This window comes from Cryomorphaceae bacterium 1068, from assembly GCA_027214385.1.
Taxonomy (GTDB): Bacteria; Bacteroidota; Bacteroidia; order Flavobacteriales_D; family Cryomorphaceae; genus JAKVAV01.
This window is the reverse complement of record JAPVXR010000014.1, coordinates 1-26,991: the sequence shown is the minus strand read 5'-3', so window position 1 is coordinate 26,991 and position 26,991 is coordinate 1. Positions and strand designations below refer to the sequence as shown.

22 protein-coding genes are annotated in these 26,991 nt (G+C 42.4%); 10 read left to right on the top strand and 12 right to left on the bottom strand.

Annotated features, from left to right (window positions below; translation table 11 throughout):
- Positions 1 to 7: 7 nt before the first annotated feature.
- Entirely contained in the window at positions 8 to 1,795 is a 1,788-nt protein-coding gene (locus tag O3Q51_14995; GenBank protein ID MCZ4410128.1) for a glycoside hydrolase family 15 protein, read from the top strand.
- Here O3Q51_14995 and O3Q51_14990 read toward each other — a convergent pair.
- The 3 genes from O3Q51_14990 to O3Q51_14980 form a co-directional block, all read right to left on the bottom strand.
- The gene (locus O3Q51_14990; GenBank protein MCZ4410127.1) at positions 1,787 to 3,970 is read right to left on the bottom strand and encodes a bifunctional alpha,alpha-trehalose-phosphate synthase (UDP-forming)/trehalose-phosphatase; all 2,184 of its coding nucleotides are present in this window, start codon (positions 3,968 to 3,970) and stop codon (positions 1,787 to 1,789) included. The genes O3Q51_14995 and O3Q51_14990 overlap by 9 nt on opposite strands.
- Positions 3,971 to 4,122: 152 nt before the next feature.
- Positions 4,123 to 4,803, bottom strand: coding sequence for a response regulator transcription factor (locus O3Q51_14985; GenBank protein MCZ4410126.1), 681 nt, complete (start codon positions 4,801 to 4,803; stop codon positions 4,123 to 4,125).
- Entirely contained in the window at positions 4,793 to 6,307 is a 1,515-nt protein-coding gene (locus tag O3Q51_14980; protein MCZ4410125.1) for a HAMP domain-containing sensor histidine kinase, read from the bottom strand. The genes O3Q51_14985 and O3Q51_14980 overlap by 11 nt, the downstream gene beginning before the upstream one ends.
- 132 nt (positions 6,308 to 6,439) lie before the next feature.
- On the opposite strand from O3Q51_14980, the gene O3Q51_14975 reads away from it, so the two are divergent.
- The 5 genes from O3Q51_14975 (at position 6,440) to O3Q51_14955 (ending at position 11,949) form a co-directional block, all read left to right on the top strand.
- Complete coding sequence (locus tag O3Q51_14975) at positions 6,440 to 7,579, top strand: T9SS type A sorting domain-containing protein (protein MCZ4410124.1); 1,140 nt, start codon at positions 6,440 to 6,442, stop codon at positions 7,577 to 7,579.
- A gap of 160 nt (positions 7,580 to 7,739) precedes the next feature.
- Complete coding sequence (gene mscL / locus O3Q51_14970) at positions 7,740 to 8,168, top strand: large-conductance mechanosensitive channel protein MscL (protein ID MCZ4410123.1); 429 nt, start codon at positions 7,740 to 7,742, stop codon at positions 8,166 to 8,168.
- 139 nt (positions 8,169 to 8,307) lie between these two features.
- A complete protein-coding gene (locus O3Q51_14965; GenBank protein ID MCZ4410122.1) occupies positions 8,308 to 8,811 on the top strand; it encodes a CIA30 family protein in 504 nt (167 codons plus the stop codon).
- 185 nt (positions 8,812 to 8,996) lie between these two features.
- On the top strand, positions 8,997 to 10,658 hold the full coding sequence (locus O3Q51_14960; GenBank protein MCZ4410121.1) for a T9SS type A sorting domain-containing protein: 1,662 nt from the start codon (positions 8,997 to 8,999) through the stop codon (positions 10,656 to 10,658).
- Positions 10,659 to 10,728: 70 nt separating this feature from the next.
- Positions 10,729 to 11,949, top strand: coding sequence for a helix-turn-helix domain-containing protein (locus O3Q51_14955; GenBank protein ID MCZ4410120.1), 1,221 nt, complete (start codon positions 10,729 to 10,731; stop codon positions 11,947 to 11,949).
- Between the two features lies 1 nt (position 11,950).
- Here the strand turns inward: O3Q51_14955 and O3Q51_14950 are convergent, their stop codons facing one another.
- Positions 11,951 to 12,838 carry an RluA family pseudouridine synthase gene (locus O3Q51_14950; GenBank protein ID MCZ4410119.1) on the bottom strand — a complete coding sequence of 296 codons (888 nt, stop codon included), beginning with the start codon at positions 12,836 to 12,838 and terminating at the stop codon, positions 11,951 to 11,953.
- An 8-nt stretch (positions 12,839 to 12,846) separates the two neighbouring features.
- A complete protein-coding gene (locus O3Q51_14945; protein ID MCZ4410118.1) occupies positions 12,847 to 13,422 on the bottom strand; it encodes an HD domain-containing protein in 576 nt (191 codons plus the stop codon).
- A gap of 134 nt (positions 13,423 to 13,556) precedes the next feature.
- Between O3Q51_14945 and O3Q51_14940 the strand changes: the two genes are divergently transcribed.
- Positions 13,557 to 14,378: a universal stress protein gene (locus O3Q51_14940; GenBank protein MCZ4410117.1), complete on the top strand. Its 822-nt coding sequence runs from the start codon at positions 13,557 to 13,559 to the stop codon at positions 14,376 to 14,378.
- A 40-nt stretch (positions 14,379 to 14,418) separates the two neighbouring features.
- The gene (locus O3Q51_14935) at positions 14,419 to 15,198 is read left to right on the top strand and encodes a TMEM175 family protein (GenBank protein MCZ4410116.1); all 780 of its coding nucleotides are present in this window, start codon (positions 14,419 to 14,421) and stop codon (positions 15,196 to 15,198) included.
- 7 nt (positions 15,199 to 15,205) lie between these two features.
- Here O3Q51_14935 and O3Q51_14930 read toward each other — a convergent pair whose 3' ends face one another.
- The 4 genes from O3Q51_14930 to O3Q51_14915 all read right to left on the bottom strand — a co-directional run bounded on the left by O3Q51_14930 (position 15,206) and on the right by O3Q51_14915 (position 19,978).
- Entirely contained in the window at positions 15,206 to 18,343 is a 3,138-nt protein-coding gene (locus O3Q51_14930) for a triple tyrosine motif-containing protein (GenBank protein ID MCZ4410115.1), read from the bottom strand.
- 70 nt (positions 18,344 to 18,413) lie between these two features.
- Positions 18,414 to 18,692 (bottom strand): hypothetical protein, encoded by a 279-nt coding sequence (locus O3Q51_14925; GenBank protein MCZ4410114.1) that lies wholly within the window; start codon positions 18,690 to 18,692, stop codon positions 18,414 to 18,416.
- A gap of 27 nt (positions 18,693 to 18,719) precedes the next feature.
- Entirely contained in the window at positions 18,720 to 19,064 is a 345-nt protein-coding gene (locus O3Q51_14920) for a hypothetical protein (GenBank protein MCZ4410113.1), read from the bottom strand.
- A 56-nt stretch (positions 19,065 to 19,120) separates the two neighbouring features.
- Positions 19,121 to 19,978 (bottom strand): hypothetical protein, encoded by an 858-nt coding sequence (locus O3Q51_14915; GenBank protein ID MCZ4410112.1) that lies wholly within the window; start codon positions 19,976 to 19,978, stop codon positions 19,121 to 19,123.
- Positions 19,979 to 20,094: 116 nt separating this feature from the next.
- Here O3Q51_14915 and O3Q51_14910 point away from each other — a divergent pair, with 116 nt between their 5' ends.
- Together O3Q51_14910 and O3Q51_14905 are read left to right on the top strand one after the other, a co-directional pair.
- Positions 20,095 to 21,915, top strand: coding sequence for a hypothetical protein (locus tag O3Q51_14910; protein ID MCZ4410111.1), 1,821 nt, complete (start codon positions 20,095 to 20,097; stop codon positions 21,913 to 21,915).
- A gap of 158 nt (positions 21,916 to 22,073) precedes the next feature.
- The gene (locus O3Q51_14905; protein ID MCZ4410110.1) at positions 22,074 to 22,907 is read left to right on the top strand and encodes a hypothetical protein; all 834 of its coding nucleotides are present in this window, start codon (positions 22,074 to 22,076) and stop codon (positions 22,905 to 22,907) included.
- 303 nt (positions 22,908 to 23,210) lie between these two features.
- Here the strand turns inward: O3Q51_14905 and O3Q51_14900 are convergent, their stop codons facing one another.
- The 3 genes from O3Q51_14900 to O3Q51_14890 form a co-directional block, all read right to left on the bottom strand.
- Positions 23,211 to 24,101: a class II glutamine amidotransferase gene (locus O3Q51_14900; protein MCZ4410109.1), complete on the bottom strand. Its 891-nt coding sequence runs from the start codon at positions 24,099 to 24,101 to the stop codon at positions 23,211 to 23,213.
- A 375-nt stretch (positions 24,102 to 24,476) separates the two neighbouring features.
- Positions 24,477 to 25,025 carry a hypothetical protein gene (locus O3Q51_14895; GenBank protein MCZ4410108.1) on the bottom strand — a complete coding sequence of 183 codons (549 nt, stop codon included), beginning with the start codon at positions 25,023 to 25,025 and terminating at the stop codon, positions 24,477 to 24,479.
- A gap of 441 nt (positions 25,026 to 25,466) precedes the next feature.
- The coding region (locus O3Q51_14890; protein ID MCZ4410107.1) for a fasciclin domain-containing protein at positions 25,467 to 26,991 on the bottom strand (1,525 nt) is incomplete at its 5' end.

The following is a 26,991-nucleotide window of genomic DNA, read 5'->3' as shown; positions in this document are numbered from 1 at the left end:
ATTTTATATGAACAAACACACTTATGATTTCGGCCTTATAGGCAATTGCTCATTTCTAGCTCTAATAGGAAAAGACACCAACTTCGAATGGATGTGCTTACCAAGATTTGACAGCAGTTTCGTTTTCGGGTCATTGATAGCAGGAGAGAAAAAAGGAGGGGAATTTAGTGTGAAGCCATGTGGCGATGACTATTCATCCGAACATAAGTATATCGAGAATACGAATGTGCTCTGCACAACTATTAGCGAGGGAGATCACGAATATCAAGTTACTGATTTCGCCCCTCGGTTTATGCAATTGGACAGATACTACCGACCACGGGTGATCATTCGAAAAATAGAACCGACGAAGGGAAATCCAAGAGTCAAAGTCATGTGTAAGCCAAAAGGAAACTATGGTGAGAATGACTTGGAAGTCGAAACGGGAAGTAACCATATACGCTTCAGTGGACTAGAGGAAACCTTGCGATTGACCACGAACATTCCCCTCACTTACATTGCTGAGGAAAAGGAATTTGTACTCAGGGAAACTTATTACATGATTCTCACCTATGGTGTTCCATTGGAGGGGCCCATTAGAGAGACGGCAGAAAGCTTTCTAAATAAGACCATTACCTATTGGCAGCGTTGGGTAAAGTCCACGAGTATTGGCAATTTATATCAGTCTCAGGTTATCCGATCAGCGCTGACTCTAAAAATATGTCAATACGAAGACACGGGCGCCATCATAGCAGCTCCTACCACCTCTTTGCCGGAATCGCCGGGGAGTACCAGGAATTGGGATTATCGCTTCTGCTGGATGAGAGATACGTACTACACGTTACAAGCATTTAATAGTGTAGGTCACTTCGAGGAAATGGAGAAATACTTTTCTTTTATCTCAAACCTACCCGTGCCCGATGGGAATCGAATACAACCATTGTACAGTATCACAGGTGAATCAAAGTTGACCGAGATTGAACACAGTCTCCCGGGCTACAAAGGAAATGTTCCCGTAAGGTCGGGGAATGATGCATATACTCACGTCCAAAACGACGTCTACGGACAGATACTCATGGCCGTGCTACCTCTATACGTCGACCATAGATTTACGGATCATGAAGGTGCTCAATCTTTGGACTTGGTCGCGACACTTCTAAAGAAAATAGAAGCAACTATCGACGAAACGGACGCAGGGATCTGGGAATTCAGAAACCGATCTCAGCGCCACGCCTATTCGAATTTATTCCAATGGGCGGGAAGCAAGGCAGCGGCATTGGTAGCCAGAAAATTGGGGAATGACCTTCTGACCAAAAAGGCCGAAAGCTTGGCAAAACGGGCACACGACCACATCGAATCGACTTATCTAAAAGAGCAAAAGGCTTACGGTGCCGCGCAAGAGTTTGGCTATATGGATGCCAGTACACTGCAGCTGATCATCATGGGTTACATCCCTCACGATTCAGATGCTGCGAAAAATCACTTGATCGCTCTGGAAAAGGAACTCAAAGTGAACGACGGATTATTCTATCGATACCGCGTCAAAGATGATTTTGGTGAGCCCGATTCGACTTTTCTTATTTGTGGATTTTGGTATGCCGAAGCCCTCGCATGTGTCGGCCGAATCGATGACGCCAGAAAAGCCTTTGAAGAGCTCGTCACTTATTCCAACTCACTCGGCTTACTGAGTGAAGACGTTGATTCGAAAGATGGCTCGATGTGGGGGAACTTCCCACAGGCTTACAGCCATGTTGGCTTAATCAATGCTGCTGCACGTATTAACGGCAGGCTGGATAAACCTGGCTTCTTATCCTAAGTCAAGAAGTTTATCCAGCAATGTTCTCACCTCATTAACTGATTCCAATCCAAATCGAGCATGACTGGAACCGCTACCCACTTTGATGGTGAAAGATTCGCTTGGTAACGCTTCAAACATGTACTCATCGGTCGTATCATCACCTACGCACATGGCGTAGTCAGGATTGATTTGATCGAAAAGCTGTTTGGCCACAATTCCTTTATTTGTGTAGTCGGGCTTTAACTCAATAACGTGATCGCCATCAAGCACGTGAAAACCTCGCTCATTCATCATGTGTTTGAGGTGGCTGCTCAATTCACTCTTTCGCACCTCGCCCAAGCCTTTTTCCACCTTTCGGTAATGCCACGCTAGTGAATGACTTTTCTTCTCGACAAAAGAACCCGGAGTTCTGTCTACATAAAAATTCATGATCTCCATTGTTTCTTCTTTCCATTCTACTCCGGAATCACGGCTGTTCTGTTGCCACTCGCCATCTTTTTCTTTTGACCACATTCCGTGCTCCGCCACCAATTCAACAGGCAATTTTTCCAGCCACTCTCCCAAAGTTTCTTTTTTACGGCCGCTGATGATGACTACTTTATTCCCGGCTACATTTCCAAGTTTCTTTAAAGCTTTCAATAAATCGGTATCAGGTGCGCATGCTTCAGGGTCCTCATTGAATTCCACCAAGGTGCCGTCATAATCCAAAAGAATCAATCTGTTTTGGGCATTCTTGTATTTATCCATCATCATCTCCAGCTTTTCTCCTTCCAATTTTAAGACAGCCCTAGCCTTCTGATTGTCCTTGGTATTCTGAAGGTTATTAAAAAAGAGATTGACCCAATTGAAAATATTGTACTTCTTAACGGTGACCTGCATTAATTCCATTCGAGAACGCTGCTCTGAAAGGCTCATTTCGAGTGCCTGCTTAATGGCTTCTACCATCTGCTTTTGATTGGTAGGATTTACCAAAACAGCGTCTGAAAGCTCTTTAGAAGCTCCTGCCATCTCACTCAAGATCAAGACACCATCTTTGTTTTCCCGAGAGGCTACATATTCCTTGCACACTAAGTTCATCCCGTCCCGCAGTGGTGTAATCATGGCTACATCGCACATTCGGTAAAAAGCTCCTAAAGCACGAAATGGATAGCTACGGTAGAAATAATGGATGGGAGTCCAACTAATGCGGCCATACTTGCTATTGATTTTGCCAACGAGCTCATCCACCTGCTCTTTGAGTAATTGGTAATTTGGCACTTGGTCACGTGAGGGCACAACGATCAATAGAAGAGAGACCTTTTCCTTGTATTGAGGGTAAGCCTCTAAAAACGCATCGAATGCCTCCAATCGCCTCGGAATACCCTTTGAGTAATCCAAGCGATCCATAGACAGAATGAGCCTCTGATCACCTAGAGACTCTCGGTAGCGGTCTTCTCGCTCCAATGCTTCCGGGTGTTTGGCATTTTCTTCGTACTTCTCATAATCGATTCCCATCGGCAAGGAATCTGCCACCACTACCCTACTGTTCGTCTGAATCTCACTCCCGTGATAAGGATACCCCACCAATCGGTGCACAGAACTCAAGAAGTGACGCATGTCATCATAGGTATGAAAAGCGATGTAGTCAGACCCCAAAACTCCTTCGAGCAACTCTCTTCGCCAAGGAAGTGTTCTAAAGACTTCGTAAGAGGGAAATGGAATGTGCTGATAAAATCCAATTGTAATATTCGGGTGGCTTTTTCTCAATAATTCAGGCACCAACATAAGCTGGTAATCGTGAATCCAGACAGTATCATCCTCTTCTAAATTTTGAGCTATTGCTTCTGCAAACTTTTCATTTACCCGGCAGTAACTTTCCCAATTATCGTCTTTGTAATCGATGTATTGAATAAAGTAGTGAAAGGCGGGCCATAGTGTTTGATTACTGAAACCCAAATAGAAAGACTCTACCTCGTCCTCGGTTAGAAAGACAGGTCGCATGCTTTCCGCTTTGAGTCCTTCGCTCACTTCTTCTTTCAACTCTTCTGTCTGAAAAGAAGCACCCGGCCAACCTATCCAAATGTTGTTTCCTTCCTTGTAAATAGAACCTAAGCCTGTAGCCAGTCCTCCTTCGCTCGATTTATAGCTTAACTTATCTCCGTCTTTTTCAATTCTTACAGGTAGTCGATTTGATACGATGATGGTTTTTGACATATAGCTTCAAGATTTCGAGGAGAGTATACTTAATCTATCTGAAATAGCGCAAAACACCTACTTGAAGAGCTCAGAATATTGGAAATATGTACTGAAAGTACGCTTTGAATAAAAACTTTGCACCAATTGAGAAATCGGCAAATGATTCGAATTTATGAAATAGTCAAAATGTATCCGCTACCGTGAATGTTTTCAATACTGATTTTCTGGTCTTTAGAAAGCTTCTTTCGCAATTTAGCGATGTAAACATCCATACTTCGCGTTGTGAAATAGTCTTCATTACCCCAGATTTTGTTGAGTGCTTCCGACCTCGGCATCACACGATTGGAGTAGCTATTCAAGAGATTCAATAATTCATTTTCTTTAGGTGAAAGCTTAGTTGTATCAGAATGATATTTCAGTTCTCGTTTTGATGGCAAATATTCAAATTCTCCTAACCAAATTCTCTCTTCACTTTTTGCATTGTAATTCCGCCTGCCCAGAATTGCTTCAATCTTCAATAGAAGTACTTCCGAATCGAATGGTTTGGTCAGGTAGTCATCGCCTCCAACTTGATATCCTTTGATGTGGTCTTCTTTTTCGCTACGAGCGGTAAGAAATATTAGAGGCAATTCAGTATTGATCTTGCGGATGTCTTTGGCCAAAGTGAAGCCGTCACGCAAAGGCATCATTACATCGAGTATTCCCAAGTCGTAGCTGTTGCTCTTGAACTTTGCAAATCCCACATCTCCGTCAGGAGCTAAATCCACGGTGTAGTCCGATAACTCGAGGTAATTTTTCAAAACGAGTCCAAAATTTTCCTCGTCTTCCACAAGTAAAATTCTAGCTTTCATTTTGTGGAATCTTTATAGTTACTGTAGTGCCCTGACCCAACTTGCTTTTTAAAATCACTTCTCCATTGTGCCTGTCCACGATCTCCTTTACATAGCTAAGCCCTACGCCAAAACCTTTTACGGTATGTACATCGCCGGACTCAGCTCGGTAAAAAGCATCAAAGGCTTTCTCTTTGGCTTCTGCATTCATACCTATTCCTTGATCTGCCACGATCAAACAAACAAACCCTTTTTCGACAGTGACATCAACCGCGACGTGAGGGGTATCGAAAGAATACTTTAGCGCATTGTCGATTAGATTTGAAATGGCATTGCAGAGGTGGTGCACATCTCCAAACACTTTGTCATCCTCTTGGCAAAAGCTCTTTTCAACCTTCGCGCTTCTTTTCTCGATCATCAGCCTATGCGTATCAATGGCATCCAAGACCAACTCAGAAATAGAAACCTGTTCCTTTTTGAGCATCAACTCCTTTCGCTCAATTTTAGCCATTTGCAAAATATTTTCAACGTGGTAATTGAGTCGTTTGCTCTCGTGAAGGATAAGTTCCGAATAACGTTGTAGAGATGTATCGTCCCCTTTCATCTTGGGGTGAATGATGCTTTCGGCGGCCAGCCCAATTGTGGCAAGTGGCGTTTTAAATTCATGTGTCATGTTATTGATGAAGTCACTCTTCATAGCAGAAAGTCGCTTTTGCTGAAGCATATACCGAACGGCATAAATAAAACTGGTAACCATCAAAATCGAGAACACGAGCACAAATAATAGCATTCCGCCCATAGCTTGAAGAACAAAAAGCCCTTTGGAAGGAAATCCTAGATAAAGAGCAGAGTAGCCAGGAAAGTCAGGAAAAAGTGAAGCAGAGAAATATGTGCTATCGACCTGATCGACATTAGAGTAAGCGGCAACCAATGTATCTTTAATGACTGCATATGAAAAGTCAAGCTGCACACCCTCAAGCTCCAGGTTTTTAGCCAGAATTTCCTGCATGTCTTTTTCGCCAATTCGAGTTTCCAAATTTGGTTCCTGCGTAATTCCACGAACAACGACATTCTGAATAGCTTCCTCAATAATCTCGATAGTCTGAGTATTCGTTACTCGAATATCCTCCTCACCCGAGCCTTTACTACTGTGCCTTTCAATGATGTAAACATTATCTCCGTTTGGGGTAGAAAGGTTCTCAATTCGTTCACTTGAGTTGACTCTAACTCCATCAACATAAAAAACCGTGTCACGTTCGATGAGCACATTTTCCACTTCGATCTCCGCCTCTTCCCAAATTTGCTCGACATCAGGCATTTCACCAAAGCGAGCTATGAAGGTCGTTTCTGCTTGAGACCTGGCCAAATCCTTTATGGTGGCGTAGAGTGCGCGCTTTGCACTTTTATCAAACTCTTGAGTTTTCTCCTCAATGGCGTTTTGCAACCAATAAGTTTGTAGCCCGATTATTCCGATGATCGAAATAGTCATTAAGAAGATAATCGCAGAAAGTCTATTTCCTCTCATTGCGAACAAAACTAAGCCTACACCATGCGCTTCACAAGGACTTTAACCTTTCTTTAACCTTCATTGACTGACTGTTAACCAAATCAGCCCAGAGTCTGCCATAAGTTTGTATCGAACTAAAAACATAAGGTCATGAATCTAAAGAACTACTTAATCGGAGCGACTGTATCAGCTCTAATCCTTGCGGGAGCTGCAACAAAAAACGGAGAACAAATAAAGGTAAGCGTATTGCATTACAGCCATGGTGAAACCACCGTGATGGATACCATATTTGACGCAGAATCGGAATATACTGCTGAGCAATTCTTGATCGATAATGGACTCAATCCTGATAAAGCGAAAATCATTGATACTGATGCGTTTGATGGAAAGCACATTTTTGAAGGCGAGAGTTCCTTCTTATACATGCGTCAAGACAACGATTGGAAGCCCGACGGTGAAAACGAGTTTGTTGTCAAAAACATACGCAAAATCGCCGTAGTCACAGAAGAAAATGAAGGAGAGATTGAGGTGATAACTGAAGAAATAATAGGAGAAGAATTTACAGGAGGTGAGGAAATAGAAGTGATAGTCGAAGAAATGCAAGGTGAAGGCGAGGACACTTTCTTTTACAACGTAACCAATAATGAGGATAATGTAAAGATTGAAAATGTCAACGGCAGCATAACCATTGAACTGAACGGAGAAACAATTGACATTGACAAGCTTGACGAAAATGAAAATCTTTCAGAAGTACATTTGGGATTAATAAAAGAAGGACTGGACGGAATTCAAGACGAAGAAAGTCCCGTAGTTTATGAATTGAAAAGTGAGGGAGATCAACACGCGCAAGTGATTGTAGTTCGCTCAGAAGTGAGAAAAGAGCGTTTTGGCGACGGCGAAAATATAACCGTACATAAAATGGACTTGGACATGGACGAGATTATGGACTTCGAGCACACCATCGCCATAGTTAGTAAAATCTCTGATGACAAAAACCAAAATGACGAAAGCTTCATTTCGGACCCTGCATTGCTTCCCATCGAAGGCCCGTCATACTACCCCAATCCGAGTGAAGGTAAGTTCAGACTTGAATTTTTTCTTCCCGAGCGAGGACAAACCCAAATTCAAATTTACGACATGACCGGTAGGATGGTATTCGATGAGAATCTGGGAAACTTCCAAGGAGCTTATAACGACAATATTGACATTTCCAATCTTGATTCAGGCCATTACGTGATGCAGATTACCCAAAACAATTTAAGATTGGCTGAAAAACTGATTGTGAATTAAGCAATCCGGTTAAACATTAATCTGGCTAAGCCGTCTGCAAAGTGTAGGCGGCTTTTTTTATGGACACCTCTAACTATTCGAAATAAAGCAGGTTAAGTATGTTACGGTCTTGATTCATTACATATATTGCGCGCTGTAAAAACCAATAAAACCCAATAACATGATTGAAGAGTTTAAGAAGTTCATTAGCCGAGGAAATGTAATGGAGATGGCTGTAGGTTTGATCCTTGCCACTTATTTTGGTGCAATTATCAAATCGTTGGTAAATGATATCATTATGCCTCCAATAGGGCTTTTACTAGGTGGAGTCGATTTCGCCGAGTTGAAGTACGTCCTTACCGCAGGCAAGGCAGAAAGCATGGAAGGAGCAGGAGATGCAGTTGCTGAAGTTGCGATTTCTTACGGTGTATTTATCAATGCCATTCTAACTTTTATTATTGTTGCATTTGCCGTCTTTATGGTTATCAGATCTTACAATAAAATGAAAGACAAGATGGCGAAGAAGGCTGAAGAGACTCCGGCTCCACCACCCGCGCCAACGAAAGAAGAAGTATTGCTTGGTGAGATCAGAGACCTTTTGAAAAAGTAATTTTCGCATTTGTCAGATTGAACTGACAAGTGAATCAGAAATAAGGAAGTGGATGCGTCGAAAGATGTATCCACTTTTTTTATTCAGAACAGTTTTTCATTTCGGGTGTTTTAGAAGCATGCAAGCATTTTTACTTCTCATGTCCCTTTTAACTTCTACTTACCTTCTGAATTTCAACACTTCCGACACCAACGACTGGAATGTCGTGAATGATGGTGTGATGGGTGGACTCTCTAAGGGAAAACTAACCTATACAGAAAGTTCCGTGATTTTTGAAGGTGAGCTGAGCTTGGCAAACAATGGTGGATTCGCTTCCTTCCAAGGAAGACGCGGAGAATACGATCTCTCAAGCTTTAAGACTATAACCATAAAGCATCGAGGATATGGTGGGACTTTCGGTTTCAGACTCAAAACTTCGGAGCCATTCTATATGCCGTATTACAAGGTCGAATTCACACCGACCGAAGAGTGGCAGGAATCAAGTTTCGATTTAAGCGAAATGCCTGAATGGAGGCTAGCAGATAAAACAGGTGACAAAATTTCAAAGGATGACCTGTCGGAGATTATCAGAATGGGGATAATAAAAAGTGATAAAAAAGAAATTCCATTTCAACTGGAAGTTGATTTTATTCGATTCGATTAGGCTTTCAGAACCAATTTTCAAAATATTTCTGATAATTCTCAAAGACACATAGCATACTGAAAAAGAGAACAGTATCATTCTGTCTTTAGTATTTAATTGGTTCATTGCTTCCAATGGGGCGTTCCAAACTAGTAGTTGAGTGATATTGCATCTCTTAATTTTTCGAAAACAAAAAACAGACTTGCATGAAACGAATTCAACTACTCTTAATCACATTTTTTATTGGCAGTATTACTGCAATTGGGCAAACCTATCAATGGGGAGGATCCTTTGGCGGAGTCGGCGATGATGTTGTCCGTGCTATGGCCGTTGATGACGCGGGGAATGTCTACACTACGGGATATTTCACCGACACTGCAGATCTTGACCCAATGGAAAATCAAAGCATTCTGGTTTCAAATGGTTTCTTCGACATATTCATACAGAAAGTTGATCCAGACGGAAATCTGGTCGGTGCTTTCGGTTTTGGAGGTGAATTTTTTGATTATGGCACAGGAATAGAAGTAGACGGTGAAGGAAATATTTATTTGACAGGAGTGTACCAAGAAACAGTGGATTTTGATCCGTCCGATCAAACTTTTGAACTGACCTCATTAGGTGCTGAAGATATTTTTGCATTGAAACTTAGTCCTCAAGGCCAGCTGATCTGGGCAGTAAGCATGGGAAGTCCTGCTTACGAAGAACCGGTTTCAATCGGGACAGATGACGACGGTAATGTATACATAGGTGGATACTTCTCTTCTACAGGTGACTACGATCCGGGAGAAGGCGAGTTTGAATTGACCTCAAACGGGAGTCAAGATGCATTTGTCGTAAAATTAGACGGAAACGGTCAATTCGTCTGGGCCTATAATGTTGGCGGGGCTCAACAGGAACTTCTCCTGGGAATGGATGTAAGCCCTGAAGGCGACGTTTTCCTAACAGGACCTTTTTCGAGTACAGTTGATTTTGACCCGAGCCCATCAGTAGAAGAGCGCACTCCTATCAGCAGTTCAGATAGCTTTGTGCTCAAGTTAAACACTGACGGCGAGTTTGTTTACGCCGCGACTTTTGGAGGAGTAGGAAGTGCAACAGCTTATGATGTCGCGATTGATTCAGATGGAAATGCCCTTGCAGCAGGTTCATTCACAGGATCATTCTCCACAGGTTTTGACTCGCCCATCACTTCGCTTGAATTCGAAGATGCTTTTGTTGTGAAGATAGATGCTTTTGGTGATGTATTGTGGGCTGCAGCCTTCCAAGGTCTCAATTTTCAAAATGCATATGATGTCAATACAGATCCTAACGGGAATGTTGTTCTCGCAGGATACTTTGGGGGAGAAGTCGATTTTGACCCTTCCGATGAAGCATTCTTGTTGGCTAAAGAGTCAAGTGAGCCCTTTGATGCCTTTGTTACATTGCTCAATTCTGACGGCGAACTGATCTACGCAGCAAATTTTGGCGGTTCAAATTTTACCGAGCATCACGGTGTTGATACCGATTCAGAGGGGAATATTTACTTGAGTGCTGCCTATCAAAATACGGTAGATATCAATCCTGATCCTGACGCTGCAGATAACGTTAGCGTTGTAGCATTCAGAGACAGTTACCTTATTAAGCTATCGCCAAGCCCAGTGTCAGTGAGTAACGAAGAATTACCTGAGATTGGTCTATACCCAAATCCAGCTAAGGAATCGATTGCCGTAAATGGGCTTTCAGGAACTCATTTCCGTATTGTTGATGCACTGGGAAAAACCGTTCGACAAGGAATTCTCATCAGTGAACGTGTCAATATTCACGACCTCGCTAAGGGACTGTATCTTTTTCAAGTGGATGGATTCCGATCAGCCAAATTCATCAAGAATTAATATCAAACCTGCAAGTTTAGAGCTAGGGCCTCGGCAATTCGTGTCGAGGCCTTTTCATAAAAATCCTAAAATGGAGGAATTCGCATTTGGCCCTCACGAAATTCGTTTCGACTTTTGGCGGATGGAAAACCTCCAGATGCTTATCAATTTTATTTTGGTAGCGGGTATGACACTCGCTGCATTGATGGTATTTTTTATCCTGAAGACACGAATAACCTTTTCAGGCAAACTCCCCGCACTCTTTTTTGCATCGGGATTTTTCTTCGCGCTCTATTACTACGCATTTATGCATCGCGCAGGTGTACTGGCCGGTATAGCAATAATCTTTGGGCAAGGAATGGGTTTCCTTCTTGGGCCAAGTCTGCTTTTTTTCGTGAAGTCTTTGCGGGAGGAAAAATCGAAATTCATAAGACCCTACCTGATCCAACTCACCCCCTACCTTGTGAATTGGATACTCATTAGCCTTCCTTTAGGTCTTAATTTAATCTTTCAAAACTGGTTTCCTGACTACAGTCAGGTTCTTGCTGACATAGCAGACTTCACCAATCTTGTCGAAAATGCCTTCTTGATTTTTTACGCATACCTAGCTTATCGAGAAGTGCAAAAGACAGAAGGCTTGGTGAAGCAAAGCTTTTCGACTTTGGGCATAGAAGATTTGAGTTGGTGCAAAACACTCGTTTATGGCATAGGAATCATCGTCCTGACAGATTCACTGCTTTCCATTTACGAATTGATCTATCCGCCTGTGGAGTTGGTTCTGAATCCAGGACTTATTATTGCTATCCTTCTTATCGCATTCTTTGCCATTTTGGGTTACAAGGGCACTGTGCAGGCTAAGATTCTATTGCCAGATTTTCTTTTGGAAAAACAGCAACCTAGCTCTTCAAAATCAATTACTTCAGCAGATTCCCTTTTTAGCGAAAAACAGGCCAAAGAAGCTGAGATTCAATTGATAGAGGTCATGGAAGTTGAACACCCCTATTTGGATGAAAGCTTAGCTCTCAGTGATTTAGCCAACAGAATCGACCTAACAGATAAGAGGCTTTCTGAGTTGCTGAACAAACATTTAGAGACAAATTTTTATGACTTCGTCAACAGCTACCGTGTGGCCGCTTTTAAGGAAAAGTTGATGGACCATTCATATGCTCACCTCACACTTTTGGCGCTCGCTTACGAATCGGGATTTAAATCTAAAACGAGTTTCAATCGAGTCTTCAAACAACAGACGGGCCAATCTCCGTCGGCATATAAAAAAACTCAAGAAAGCGCATTGCAAAAGGCTAGCGCATAGATTAAGTCAATTGGAACTTCCTTGGAATCTTGGCTCCTACTTCAATCTGTTCACTCGACTTTGGGTGAACGAAACTGATCTTCTTGGCAAATAGGAATAGACCCTTTCCCGACTTTAGCCCATTGAAATTAAGGTCGCCCAAGATGGGATAACCAGCTTCTGATAGATGTATTCTTATTTGATTTCGTCTACCTGTCTTTGGTTTGGCTTCTACTAATGTTAGTTCAGAGAACCGTCGGTGTTTCAAACTCCTCAGAGGCAATATCCCGGTAATTGCTTCTTTTTTATCAATAGGTTCCTCAAGAATCAAGGGAGATTCAATCAATCCCGAAACCCACGCGAAATAGGTCTTTTCTACCGTTCTATTTTCGAATTGACTACCCAAATGCGCTGCTGCGCTCAATGTTTTTGCAATTAAAATAACACCTCCCGTCAAGCGATCCAGCCGATGAACGGGACGAGGAACTGCTAAGGCATCTTTTTGAGAGGAAGGCTCTAAATTGAATGAAAGCGAATTTTGCAGTGTACGAAAAGAGTTTCCGCTTACGGGAATATCGGCAGGTTTTTGAACCGCCGCCAGATGATCATCTTGATAAAGTACCTCGATGGTTCTTTCGTAAATAGGCCTAACCGTTTCATCGTAAATTACGGTGAGAACTTCTCCTTTCTTCACCCAATGGCCTGTTTCAGACACCTCTCCATTGACCAAAAGTAGCCCTCTTTTAATAGCTTTTTTTACGCTTTTGCGCGAGGGTAAAGACTCGAATTTGGAGACGGCGTAGTCGCTCAGACGCATTTGAGGAGTACACGGTACTAAGTGCTCTTCAAGGCAGTTAAATTTAAAATCATTGTCTCCGTGCCCAACCGTTTCAGTATTGGAGGTATTCATGATTCTGGTTATGATTTTTTAATTCTTTCTAGATGTACCTTCTTGGCGGGTTCCAAATTGTTCTTGGCGAAGTCTGTGGTGTATTGATGGGTTTCGAGAAACTTGATTTGGATCTGTTTCCACTCCTCATCAGTCAATGAAGGATTGAAGTACTTTAATTCCTGGTAGAGAAAACTCGAATATTTATCATAATCGTCAGTGCCTAAATAATATAAGTCGGCATCGACCAAAACCCTTTCCAACTGGTTGGTGGGATTTTGAGGAATCTTTGTCGCCATAATCATCCCGCAGACGGATTCTATCTCTTCATGGCTAAAATCCTCGTCGGCCAAATCAGCTCTGGCCAATTCGCAACCACGCTTTTCGTGTTCTTCTCGAGAGACAAGAAACCCGCAGTCGTGATAAAGTGCTGCTATTTCGATGAGTGCTAACTCGCGCTTATTGACACCCTCGGTTTTCGCAATTTCTCGCGCCCAATTGAGCACCAAATTGGTATGCTCCAAGTTGTGGTAAGTCAAGTTCGGATCCAGATTTTCTTCAAGTTTTTTGAAGATTCTGTCGTAAATGTGGTTGTATTTTGTCATTCCAAATTTGAGTCGTCACTTACTAAACTCAGTGCCTAAGTTAATAGTTTCATTTTCCAACGCAATTCTCTAGCAATCAATTCGTCATTTGATTGAAAAAAAGTTTGCACATTTAGCACTGAAATACACCTTCCATGAGCAAAATTTTAGTTCCCACCGACTTTTCTTCCGCTGCAGAAAATGCATTTGAACTCGCTTGTCAAGTATCATCAGTAGGCAATCAAGAGATTGAGCTCCTTCATATCAAAGGTGGATCAACGGAAAAACTTCTCAAAGAAAAAGACAAAACTTTCGATCAATTAGAGGAGTACCTCGATGAATTGTGCAAAAGCGCTATAGAGCGGCACGCTGTAAAAGCAAATTACCGTATTGAAGAAGGAAGTATTTTAACGACAATTCCATCTGTTGCTTCTGAGCCCGAAATTGAATTGGTAGTAATGGGAACTCACGGCACAAGGGGGCTCAGACAAAAACTTTTCGGGGCCGATGCACTAAAAATAGCAGAGCGCTCTCCCGCTCCTGTTTTGACTGTTCCTGATGTGGTAGACGTTAAGTCTGGGATCAGCCGCATCATTTTCCCTCACGGTGGGCACGAAAACTTCGAGAATAAGGTAAATGCAGTAGCGATGCTGGCGAGTCATTTTAATGCAGATGTCCATTTTTACTCGGTCAATAGACCTGCGGCGGAAATCAGTAAAAGCATCCATAAAAACATTGATAAGGCAGAAGAATTTTTCAATCAGGAAGGAATATCTACCGAGCGAGTTAGGGAAGACATGACTCAATTTTCGGTAGGATTTGCGAACCAAACCATAAAATACGCCGAAACGATGGGTGCAGATATGATCGCTGTAATGGCTAATGATAGCGGAAACCTTTCCTTTATTTCCTCGGTAGATCGAGAAAACCTTATCAATAATGAGAAAGGAATCTCCATTCTGTTGGTTTCGGAATAGGGCAGGTCGGCTTTAAGTGATAAACAGAAAAACAGATTTAATGCTATCGAAATCTTACAAGCGAAGACAAAAAGTTTCGGCCACTGGCTTTCGATATAGAGGAATCATAACCAGTCGGCTTGAAAACCTCACGGATGCCGTTTTTGGATTTTCCATTACCCTTTTGGTGATCGCTTCAGAAGTTCCGACAAACTACGTAGAGCTTGAAGCTTCCATGTACGGATTCAGCGGATTTATCTTTTGTATCCTTTTACTATTGGGAATTTGGAATAACCACAATAACTTCTTTCTGTATTATGGGATGCAGGACAGGCTTACCAAAACCTTGACCTTCCTATTTCTCTTTCTCCTCCTTTTCTATATCTATCCGCTAAAGTATTTATTTTCCTATTTGGGCACTTCGCTTTACGCCCGAGTGAAAATAGAAATGGGCGACAGCTCTGAAGCGCTCCAACTTGCGCTCTCCAAACTGAACGAATCAAACCTTACCACACCCGAGTGGGAGAACATCATGATTAGATTCGGACTGGGGCTTTTCTTCATCTATCTCCTTTTGGGTTTGATGCATGTGCATGCTTTGAGAAAAAAGGAATCTCTCGATTTGAACGAGACAGAAATTTATGAAACCAAAACCTTCATTCAGAGCTATTCGATTCTCGTAATGATTTCAGTACTTTCAATGAGTATTGTTTTGGTATTCGGTGGAACGGCTTCTGCCTACTCGGGCTCTGTTTATGCCTTAGTTCCTCTTGCTTTGGGATTGAACAAGAAGAGACGCCTCAAGAAGCAAAAGCAATCTGCAAAGGATCTCTTGGAGTAGAGTGTTTCTAATTCACCCGTTCAACAAAAAACATTTCCATCTCTCCCTTTCCTTTTGCTTTGATCTTTCCACGCGACTCAAACGTGTAGTCGCTCATCGCCTTAACCAATTCATAGGTTGTTTGAGAGATGTTCACCTTTCCTTCATGGCCGCTGCTCTCCATGCGCGAAGCTGTATTTACCGTATCGCCCCAAATATCGTAACTGAACTTTTTCACTCCTACGATTCCCGCAACAACCGGCCCTGTGTGAATTCCTATTCTAATTTCGAAATACGGTAACCCATTCGCGATTTTTTTTGCCTTTCCCGCTTCAATGAAATCTCGAATTTCAAACGCAGCAGCCAGCACATCTTGAGCATGAGTTTCATTGGGAGTCGGCAATCCACCCGCTGCCATGTAAGCATCGCCGATGGTCTTTATTTTTTCTACGCCGTGTTTGACCATGATTTCGTCAAAGGCAGTAAAGCTCTCGTGTAAATCTCGAACCAAAGATTCGGGACTTACCTTTTCAGAATACTTCGTAAACCCTTTAAAATCTGTAAATAATACGGTTACGTGATTAATCTTTTTCGCTTGAGCTTGTCCGCTGTGTTTTAACTCCTCTGCTATTTCCGAGGGAAGGATATTTAGCAAAAGCGATTCCGATCGGTCGCGCTCGAGCGTAATTTGTTCCGTTCTTTCTTCAACAATGAGCTCTAGCTTTTTCTGTCTGCGCAGCAGCTGAGTTGTTCTGAATCGATTGTAAAGCAGAACAACCAAAACCAAAAGGAACGAATAACCAAATATGGCGATTTTCGAAAACCACCATGGTGGACTCACCTGAAAAGAGATACTCGATACCGGCCCATATTCATCCCAATCATTTCTGCCTCTCACCTTCAGCTCGTAATCCCCGTGCGGTATATCCAAAAAGCTGACCTTGGTTTCTTGCTTGATATCCACCCAAACTCCCGAACCACCGTCGAGCATGTACTCGTAATTGATCTTTCCATCCAAATCGAAGTTGAGCGGTGCAAAGTCAATTTCAACAAAATTTTCGCGATAAGAAATCTGAAATTCTTTTATCCCGAGTAAGCTCTGTTTGGTTTCCCCGCTTTCGCTCTCTACAAGTAATGTCGTAAAAAGCACCTCACCGGGAGAGACAGGATCGGGAACTTGATTAGGATCAAAACGAAGACATCCAATACCCGTTGAAACATAAATGTCTCCGTCAGAACCTGATCTTATTTCATAAAACTCAGTTTGAGGCAAACCGTAATCCTCGTCCAAAAACATCACCTTTTTGGTTTTTCGCCTCCAATGATAGAGGCCTTTAAGCGAGCTAAACCAGACGTTTCCTTGATGATCAATAGTGAAACAATCGGTCAACTGTAGTTCATTATTGGCAGATGGGTCAAGAAATTCAAATCGATCCTTTTCTTGATCGTAAACGTTCAGTCCTTTTGAAGTGAGTGTCCACAGCCTGCCATCCATGCTCAACACTAAATTTTGGGCGTCGCTTCCCATCAAACCGGTATCATCAAATCGTGTGGGATCAAATCTTTTGATCTCAAGTGTATTCGGATCAATTCGCACTACTCCTTGATTCCATGAACCCACCCAAATTATACCGCTTTGATCTTCGATGATTTCTCGGCCGTCAAAGTTTGTTACAATGGTGTCGAATTCCATCAAGTCGCTACCGGGATGGCGCAAAACTCCACGGTAGGTTGAGACCCAAAGTGCCCCTCGGGAATCGCGATAAGTGTTCAGAACTCCTCTGGGAACAATGGATTTATCATCATAGGGAAAGTATTCCTGATCCAGCGTAATCGGATCCAGGAGCACGAATGTTCCACCTTGATATGTCACCATGATTCGGCCATCCGCAGCCATGGAAAGATTCGTAACGGTCTTTAATCCTCCTTCGGGCTTTTCACTGTAGTTGAGATCGATAATCGCTTGTTCTTCTGTTTTCGGATCATAACGAAGCACACTGTCTGTCAAGGCATACCACTGAAGACCATCAGAATCTTCTATGTCATAAACAGAGCGAACAATCACAGGCTCCTGACTCTTACCTTTCTGCAATGTGATGACTCTGTAAGGCATTGACCGCGGGTCATGGAGATAAAGACCTCCCGAGGGTGATGCAAACCAGAGCCTTCCTCCCGTGTCACAAAGTATTTCTTTGAAACTTTCGTTCAAACTCCTCCCTGTAGCCGAGCTAACAGGTCGAATAAAGGCAACGCCTTTTCCGTTTCCTTTAAGGACTTCGCTCTCTACCAAAGCCAAACCTTGTTCAGTCGCAATCCAAAGATTTCCGTCTTTGTCAAGTTCCAAATCCTCTATAACACTGCCCGGCAAACTATCCGCACTTTCACTTGGAAAATACCTCGAAGCTAAGTCGGTCTTGATATCGTATCGGTACAGGCCAGCTCCCCATGTTCCGATCCAAAGGACTCCCTCGGGTGCCTCAACGGCGCAGTTCACAAAACCGTGAACACGAAAACCTGCATTGGTGGAATCCACATTTGATTCGTTAAATGCTTTTAAATACCGCCTTCCATTTATAAGAGTTGATAGCCAAAAACGAGAATCTGAATCGAAATAAACAGGATATGGCGGGGTAGATTCATCGGTCTTGATTTCGCTCCAAGGTGAATACTCCTCAAAAATATCTTCCTCTTCGCTGTAGCGAAAAGTCATCTGGTCTACGGTGCGGATGATTAGGCTTCCTTCTGCATCCGTCGTAAAGTAATAAGTAGCCGATAAATAGATTTCGCCCGAATCAGCTTTTGCCACCGGGTAATTCTTAAAATTATCCGTTTCCGGAAGGTACCGTGCCAAGCCTCCTTGCCTCATACCAATCCAAAGTCTGCCCTTCTCGTCCACATACATATTCCCCGCGCTCTTGTTCATGAGCGATGCAGAATCTCCTACCTCACTGTAGTAATGAGTGAAAGAAGAGCCATCGTATCGACTCAATCCCAACTCTCCCGAAATCCAGATAAAACCCAAGCTGTCTTGAACAACCGACTCCAGATTATTGGAAATAAGACCATCAGAGATGCCAAAGTTTCTGAAATGGTAGCTCTGGCTTTTCGCCGAAAATGAAAGAAGAAGCAGAAATAGAAAAAGGAGATAATATTGCCGGAAGGCCAAACGGCCTGATTGAAAATCCTTGCTATCGAAAAAAAATAGGCCCAAGTAGAATGCTTTAGTCAGGTTCGAATCAGAAGAACCAATGGATGAGCAATAATAAAGAAATCAACACTATGATTGACGTATAAATCCAAAGCCATTTCTCTCTTTTCTTTCCGGCTCTGATGCGATTTTTGACGCGCTCCCATTCGGCTTTATCCAATTCTCTCAGCTGGCCTGAGCTTTCTTTGAAGCGCACATCATCGTATAGATGTGATTTTCGAAAATGGCGATTTCGCTTTGCTTGAAGCAACTCACGACTGGCAGCGTAACGCTCCATCATATCTCGCACGTGACCGAAAGAAGACATCCTCTAATCTAGTGAAGTATTATAAACCTAGGACAAACTCCACCCGCTCATTAGAACAAAGCAAAGATTCAGCACCAAAAGAATGATTGCCAAACTGCTTTTACCTTGCTCGGCCAGCCTTCCGGCAATGATAACAACGCTCAACGAAAACAAAAGCAAAATTCCCGTAAACCATTTGGTTCCGATCACTTCGGGAACAAGCCAATACCCTGCGAAAAGAGTTACGCGATCTGAATGACCCAATTCGGGAGTAAGATTGAAAAGAACCAGCCACGACACGAGAACAGCCCCATGCAAAACGGTTACGACAATAGAATAAGGCAAAATCCATTTCGGTACAGACTTCTGCAACCCGGTTTTGATTTGTTCCATAAACATGAAGTTTCAGTGAAGTTAGCAAAAACGAAATGGGGGCAATGAATGGGCATCTACCCTTTCAGGTATTCCCAATCCTTGATCTCTTCAAACTGCTGATGTCCCTCGGCAACGGAAGGATGAGTCAATACAGATTCTACTGAGACTTCGGGAATGAGGTCATCGGCCAATCCGTTTTTCACAAAAATAAAATTGAAACCCAGCTCGTTGGCTCCCACCAATCGATAGCCCTTTTTATTGGCCAATTTGGTCATGGCAACAGGAGATGCCCCGTGGTAAATCGGATGCTTGCCCGGATAAGAATAATTGGGATCGTAAGGCACCACGATGTTCTCCATCCCAAATTCATTGTGCGTTTCGATGATCACCACTTGAGGGTCTATCACTTCCAAAGCGTCCCAAACCCAGTAGTCGTAACCGTCTATATCAATAGACAGCAGGCCTATCTCGCCGGTAAATCCTGCATTCGAAATCAGGTCATTCACATTCTCCCGATTTACTTTGGCGCAAAGAAAGGTAGGCTTGTAAAACCAAGAGTGCGGATACTTGCTAAAGAACCTTCTACCACGATTGATACTGATGGGATTGCCATCGATGAATAACCCTCTCCAACCGAAATTGAAATAGAGATTGGCCGAATTGCTGTTCACTCCATCATCCGAGCCTATTTCTACAAAGACTTTCTTGTCCATTCCAAGAACGGAAAAGATGAAAAGCAGCATTCCGTCTTCTTCGAACTGAGAAAAAACGCGAAACCCCGTTTCAGAGATGGAGGGCAATTCTTTCTTCTTGGCTTGCTCGCGGTACTGCAGAAACAACTGCCGCTGACCGATCTGGACTGACGGATTGAATCTGTTTCTGATTTTGAGTATCAGAAATCTATCTTTTATGAAGTTTTTAATTCGGCTCATCGTGAGGCTTTCATTGGCACAATCGAAGCGGTAAAGATCGAAAAGCTTCCGAAATGGCAATACTCCGGAGGTTTATGAAAAAAATTTACTTTAGACGCCCAAGAAAACGACCACAATTGAACACAATCAAATACGCCTTTCTCCTACTCCTCTTTTTTGTCTTTCAAAAAACGCTTTTAGCTGAAAATTCATCTCCATTTGAGGCTTATGCGAACTGCGAATCTGAAGGAGAGCAAAACTGCGATGACTTGTTCAAAGAAGCAATTGATTATGCCATGGCGGCAAAGTCAGATACCGCTTCAGCCCGACTCCTCATCGAGTTGGCACAGATACGCAAAGACATGGGGGTGTGGGACGAAGAGGTAAAAAAACTATTCTTCCGTGCCGAAGAACTTTATGAGAAGGCCGGCTGGATTTGCGGCAGAGCATTAGCGAGGAGAGCCCGCGCAGCTTTTCTCCAAACAAGCGAAGAGGGAGATCTGGGGATGCAACTTACGAAAGAAGCCCTGGAACTAGCCAAGCAATGCGGCGACAAAGAGATCTTGGCATTCTGCTACGCCAGTATGGGATTAGCTTATCAAGATGCAGGTGAATACGCCGCTGCTATCGAAGCTCATACGGAGGAATTGCGTTTGTATCAAGAGCTGGGCAACAGAGAAATGGTGGCCATTAGCAATCAGGAAATGGCTTACATCTATGCCTCAATGGATGATTTGGATGGAGCAAATAAAATCATGCTGGAATCGGCGAAGATCTTTAAAGAAATGGGGCTTGATCTTCGTTATGCCAACTGCATCACTGATCTCTGTGCCAATTATCTGGATCAAAACAGACCTGACTCCGTAATTAAAAGACTGCCTGAGGCAATTGAATACTACCGGGAAAGTGAATATGCGCTAGGAGTCGCCATTGCAGTGTACAATCTGGGCGAAGCCTATATGCTTAAAGAGGATTACCAAAAAGCGCTGGAGCTTTACGAGGAATCTTCAGTTGTATGTGCAGATATTGATTTTCCCCGCTTTTTGATGGAAATCGAGATATCCAGGTCGCAGTGTTACACAGGCATGGGAGATCATGAGAAAGCTTATGAGCATATACTAAAGGCGGAGCAGTTCGCTGAGGAGACCTCCGATTATGAAGGTTTACTGAATATCTTTCAATTTAAAATGTCCGCCGCTCATGAGGTGGAAAAATATGATGCTTCTCACAAAGCCGCACTCGATTATATTCAGCTCAAAGATAGTTTGCGCAGTATATCCCGCGATGAAAAAGTGGCTGCCATGCAAGAAGAACTTGACGCCGAAAAGCGAGAAAGAGAAATCGAAAAGTTGGCTCAAGAGGCAGAGCTCGAAAAACAAAAAAAGAACGGTTTGATCATTTTGGTCATGGTAGTGCTCGTTGCAGCCATTCTGATTATCAACAGAGAAATACAGCGACGGAAGAAGGCCAAATTACTCCACCAAAAAGAGATTGAATTACAAAAGGAGCATGAACAAAGACTCCAAGAGGAGTTGTCTTTCAAAAAACGTGAGCTTGCCAGTCAAGCATTACAGATCGCCCAAAAGAACGAAGTACTGGAAAGTCTGCGGGAAGAAGTAAAAAACATTTCTTTGGATGCGGAGGCCGACAAAAGCGTCAAAGAAGTGCTTAACACCTTAAAAATCGAAAAATCAATCGATAGCAACTGGGATGAATTCACCAGACAATTTCAGGAAATCAACCCTGCGTTCTATCAGCGTTTGAATTCCAAGGCGGATGGAATAACCAAAAACGACCTAAGGTTGGCCGCTCTACTGAAGATGAATTTAAGCTCAAAGGAGATTGCATCAACTTTAAACATCACAACTGATGGAGTAAAAAAAGCCCGTCATCGGTTTAGAAAAAAACTCAACCTATCTGCCGAAGCCAGTTTAGAGACTTTTATCGTAAATCTGTAACAATCTATTTTTCTGGCATCTAGGATTTCTGTCCACGATTTGTCCTAACCTATTCTTACGGCTGTCCCCTTAATGTCTACCGTGCATTTTAGTTTTTGACTTAAGACTGAAGGATACTTGTACTCAAGCAATTCTTCAATCACAAAAACTTAAATATCATGAAAAAAGTACTCTTCTATTTACTGTTCTCTTTCGTTTTCCTCGCCTGCAATAAAGATGACGACGACAATACAGAAACCGCCACTCCTGCCGATAATCCGATTCCCGAAAAATACCGTGCGCTTCAGGGAATTTTTGATGGAAATGGAATTGGTGCCGCAACAGATCTTGGCATGGGTGTAATGCTTCTCTTCAATCAAGATGGAGACAAATATGCTTGGTATGAGGACGAAGAAGTAAAAGTAGTCTTAGACTTCGATGATAGTGAAAGCATCTTTCGCGACTCTCAACTTCCTTCTGCAGGGGCAGCTTGCCTTACGACAGCAAGTAGGCTCTATATTTTTAACGAGGAGGGTGAGCAATATACGTTCGCCGAATTCGACGATTCTGATGTGGAAGGAGGGTGGAACGACGAAGATCTCTTTGAGTGGAGCAGCGGATTTAGCAATACCAATCAATGGGGTCCCGATAATACCATATCCTTTGATCGTGTATCTGCAATGTGGACCCTTACCAATCCCGGAGATGGTTGCTTCGATGCTTTCGTTGAATACCAAACGATGAACATGGCCGATAGCAACGGTGACCAAATGCAACCATATGATATCCCGGGATTCTTCTTCTCTGATGGTCCTTTTGATACTGATCTATGGACAGCAGAAAACAATTGTGGCGGTGCTGACGGCCTTATCCCATTTGATAGGATCAGTGCGGCATGTCGCTACATCGAGCCCAACCGCATCGATGAACTTCTATTCAGCGCAGATGGAACTCAGTTTTGTTTCTATTCCGTTTCTGAAGGGATTGTATCAGAGATCTTTGATCTATACTAGAATTTGAAAAAATCATCCCGAAATATTTTCGGGACTGATTGAAGAGAGAGCTCCGACAACTGTGTCGGGGCTTTTTTTAATTTAGGTACAGATCGGTCAGCTCATCTAAAGGACAAATATTCATCGGATAACGGTCTCGTGTAAACGGCATCTAACATTTATTAGAACTTACTTTCAGCATCCTCAAGAATTCAGTAATTCCAAGTGGAAGCATATCGCCAGTTACGAGTACTCCGGAATGTCACATCCTACGAAATCGTGGTTATATGCTATTAAAAACCTTAAGAGTTTAATCGAAGGAACTTATACTTCATCGTTTTTGACCTCTTCCAATTTATATAAGTTCACTTCCATATTAGCATCAATCACCACCAAATGATTCTGAGGTATTTCCTTCCAGAAATGCCCGTCCCCTGTAAGCCTTTCTGATGAAATCAACGCTGCACTTCTTTCATGTGATGCGACATCGTCTAACATTAATTCTCCACCGTGCTTATCAATATTACAGGTGATTTTCTCTGCAAAGTGTAAAGATCTACTATCCTTTTTCGGATCTGTACAATAACGCGTGGCAATCATTCTTTTGCCGTCAGTCAGCACGATATTGTAGTTTGAAATGCTATCTATTCCCTTAGCCGATTTTAAGTTTTCTATATCAAGGAAAGTTTTATTGAAGCAATCGACTAATTGTTGATGGCTTGCAGGTCTTGCAATTTCCATTTCTCTGAAATTAGTCATAAATAAAGCTAGAATGTATTGCGTATCATTTTGCCCTTTTATCCATATAAAAGCCTCTTCATCCAATAATGAAACGAGATGATACTTAATCTTTTCAAAATCTTGAATCCCCCCATTATGCATCATTAAAAACTCGTCGTATTTAAAGGGGTGGCAATTTTCTATGGAAACTCCTCCATTAGTTGCTGCCCGAATATGTGCAAAGAAGCAATTGGTTTTGATTATAGAAGCATTACTCAATAAATTCATGTCGTTCCATGCAGGTAGCACGGATTTGAACAACCCAGGCTCTTTTCTAATCCCCGAATTATACCAACCTAAACCGAAACCATCACCATTTACAGTCATAACCGACTCTTCGGCGTCATAACTTTGGTGAATCAACGAATTGGCAGGTTTTACAATAATGTCTTCTACTATGATAGGGTCTCCTAAATATGCTACAAATCTACACATGACATATGATTTTAGTTGTTAGTCACTGATGTCAAATACTAGAATTTAGCGGCTTACTATTCGAGCTTTTCGACTAGTTTAAAGTTAGTCAATATTCGATTACATACAATGGTGATAACGAGATACTATCATGGCTTTTAGACGGTATTAATCTCTTTAAATACCCTCACCTCGGGTAGATTGGAAGCTTTTTTAAGTAGTTAATATTTTCAAGCTTAACTGCCTGCCTCGATCTCACGCACCTTGAGATTTGAAATGACAACGGCCATCTCCAGAGGCAACACTAAAACTGTAGCCTTCAGTGCTCCCGATTGCAACTAAACAAGAAAGCCGCTTGTGAAGCGGCTTTCTAAACTATCTTTTCTTAGATTTTTTTCAATGAAGCTTTTGCGTAATGTAAAAATTGAACCGACCATCCGTAATGGTCAAGGTGTCAGTTTTTTCGGAATCTATCAACCTCATTTCGAAGGTTCCTGTTAGCCTGCCTGCTCCGTGCTTCTTGCGCCCATTGAACTGGTCGATTTTAAAACTACCATCCAGCAAGCGATCATAAGTTGTGTTATTGGTCAAGCGCAATGAAGGTCTGAAAGCGTCTGCATAACTGAGGGACCCAAGAGACGTCATTCCATTAGCTTCAGGTGATATTCCTTGAAACGTCAAGAGAAAAGACATCGTGTCGACACAATTATTGGCACCCATCGCCATATAGCCCGCCGGTAAATCCAGATAAGGCTCAGGGAAATAATCAAAAGTCAATTTATTGCATTGAGCGGGAATACCAATCCCTTCGAAAGGCTCTCCATTTATTTTGCATTCGAAGTACTCTTCTCCAAGATTTTGGGCATCGTCTTCGAAAATCTCCTCACAAGAAAAGAAGAACAGAACCAAAAAGGAGCAAATCAAAATGCTTGTAAATTGTCTCATATTACATTTGTTTGCTCGAAGATAAGGATTTGTGACATTTTAAGGATGCTCAACTCTCCTTGTAGATGAAAAACTTCAGGCTCTGGCTTGCTTTACCAATTATGATAAAGTACTTGCATCTTTTAAGTTGAAAGCACTTCGCAAAATCATGCTTCAAGGTCTGAGGAGACTTTACCAAGTAGTTTGATCTCAGAATAGGTGTGAGACATTAAGAAAAGTGGCTGATTATAAATAAAGATTCAAAAGGGAATAAAACAAATTGAAGCACCACAATGCAATTCAACAGCAACAATCAAATGAACTACAGTTTGTTTTAGAGTGAAAACACATTCACTAAAGCGGGAATGCTTAAAATTGAAGATCTTTCATAGAAAAGAGGCTGTCTCTTTTGTAGGGACAGCCTCTTAGTCATTTTAATATAAATGTTAGAATGGACGGTAGTTATTCTACTACAAATCGTTCCGTTACTCTTTCTGAACCGGAAGTATAAGAAACCGTGTACATCCCTGCAGGCATATTATTCGTTTCTACTTGAAGTAGTTGATTTGCTTCAACCACCACTCTTCTCGATGCAACACTTCTTCCGGTAATGTCTCTTATTTCGAGCAAACCCTCACTGGCAGTATTCTCAGAATTCGAAATCCTTAGGTTGATATATCCTAGATTCGATGGATTTGGGAAGACAGTCATCGTATTGATTCCATTAGCTGTTTGAATGCCTTGTTCCGAAGAGATTACATTGTCTCCGAAAGGAACGAACAATACTATTTGAGAAAAATCACTCGCAACCAATGGGTCTATAGAACAAGCACAGCGAACTTTGACTTGGTAAATATCATTGCCGTCAAAATCAGATTGAGAAAGAGTTATTTGAGAAGGCTCACTTCCGTCCTCATCTGCTTCCACGAAAATATTCTCCGCAGTTTCGGTAATGAAAGTTTGAAGCCTCAGTTGACAAATAACTGATCCCGGAACCGGATCCCACTGAAACGTAATATCTTCAGAGAATTGCGATTGTACTACTTCCAAGTTTTGAGGCGCAAGGAAAAAGTCTGTTTCGCAGTTAACGAAGTTTTGATCAAGCACTGCGTTGATGATGTGTACTATTCCGTTATCAGCTCCATTGTCTGGCCCTATTACCGTGGCGTTATTGATTTGAACGCCATCGCTTAAATCAATAACTGTGTTTTGACCGTTCAACATCAACAAACCACCTTCTGTCAACTCTGTGGATAGAAGGTCTTCACCAACAACATGATAGAGTAGTATATCAGCGAGATTTGGTAATCCCAACAGACCATCCAAATCTGTTTCTAGTTCTGCAGCAAGCATATCAAATGCCTCATCAGTTGGCGCAAATACAGTATGATTTGCGAACGGATCAGTCAAAGCCGGAAGAAGCTCTGCGGTCACCACCGCGGTAGTGAGCGTCGTAAAGCTATTGTCAATGGCAATATCTACTACAGTTTCAGAACTAAGCAGTACGCCATCGATGGCATGCACTACACCATTGTCGGCGCCAACATCGGCTAGTTCTACTTGAGCCTGATTCACGAAAACATCTCCACCGGAAGTAGCAGTGAGTTTAAGTGTATTCGCATCGTTCAGTGGAGTCACAATGTCTCCATTGTTGATCATTGATGACATCACTGCACCATCCAAAACGTGATACAAAAGAATATTAGCTAATTCAGGATTGGTTAATATTCCTTGAGCGTTGGTTCCTAGCTCATTTGCCAATTCTACAAATGCTTCATTGCTCGGGGCAAATACAGTAAAGTCCGCAAACGGGTCAGTTAACGCAGGAAGCAATTCAGCCGTTACTACCGCAGCAGTCAGTGACGTAAATCCATTATCGATGGCTACATCGACTACAGTTTCTGAGCTAAGCAATACCGCGTCGATGGCGTGTACGATTCCATTGTCGGCACCTACATCAGCTAGTTCTACTACCGCTTGATTGATG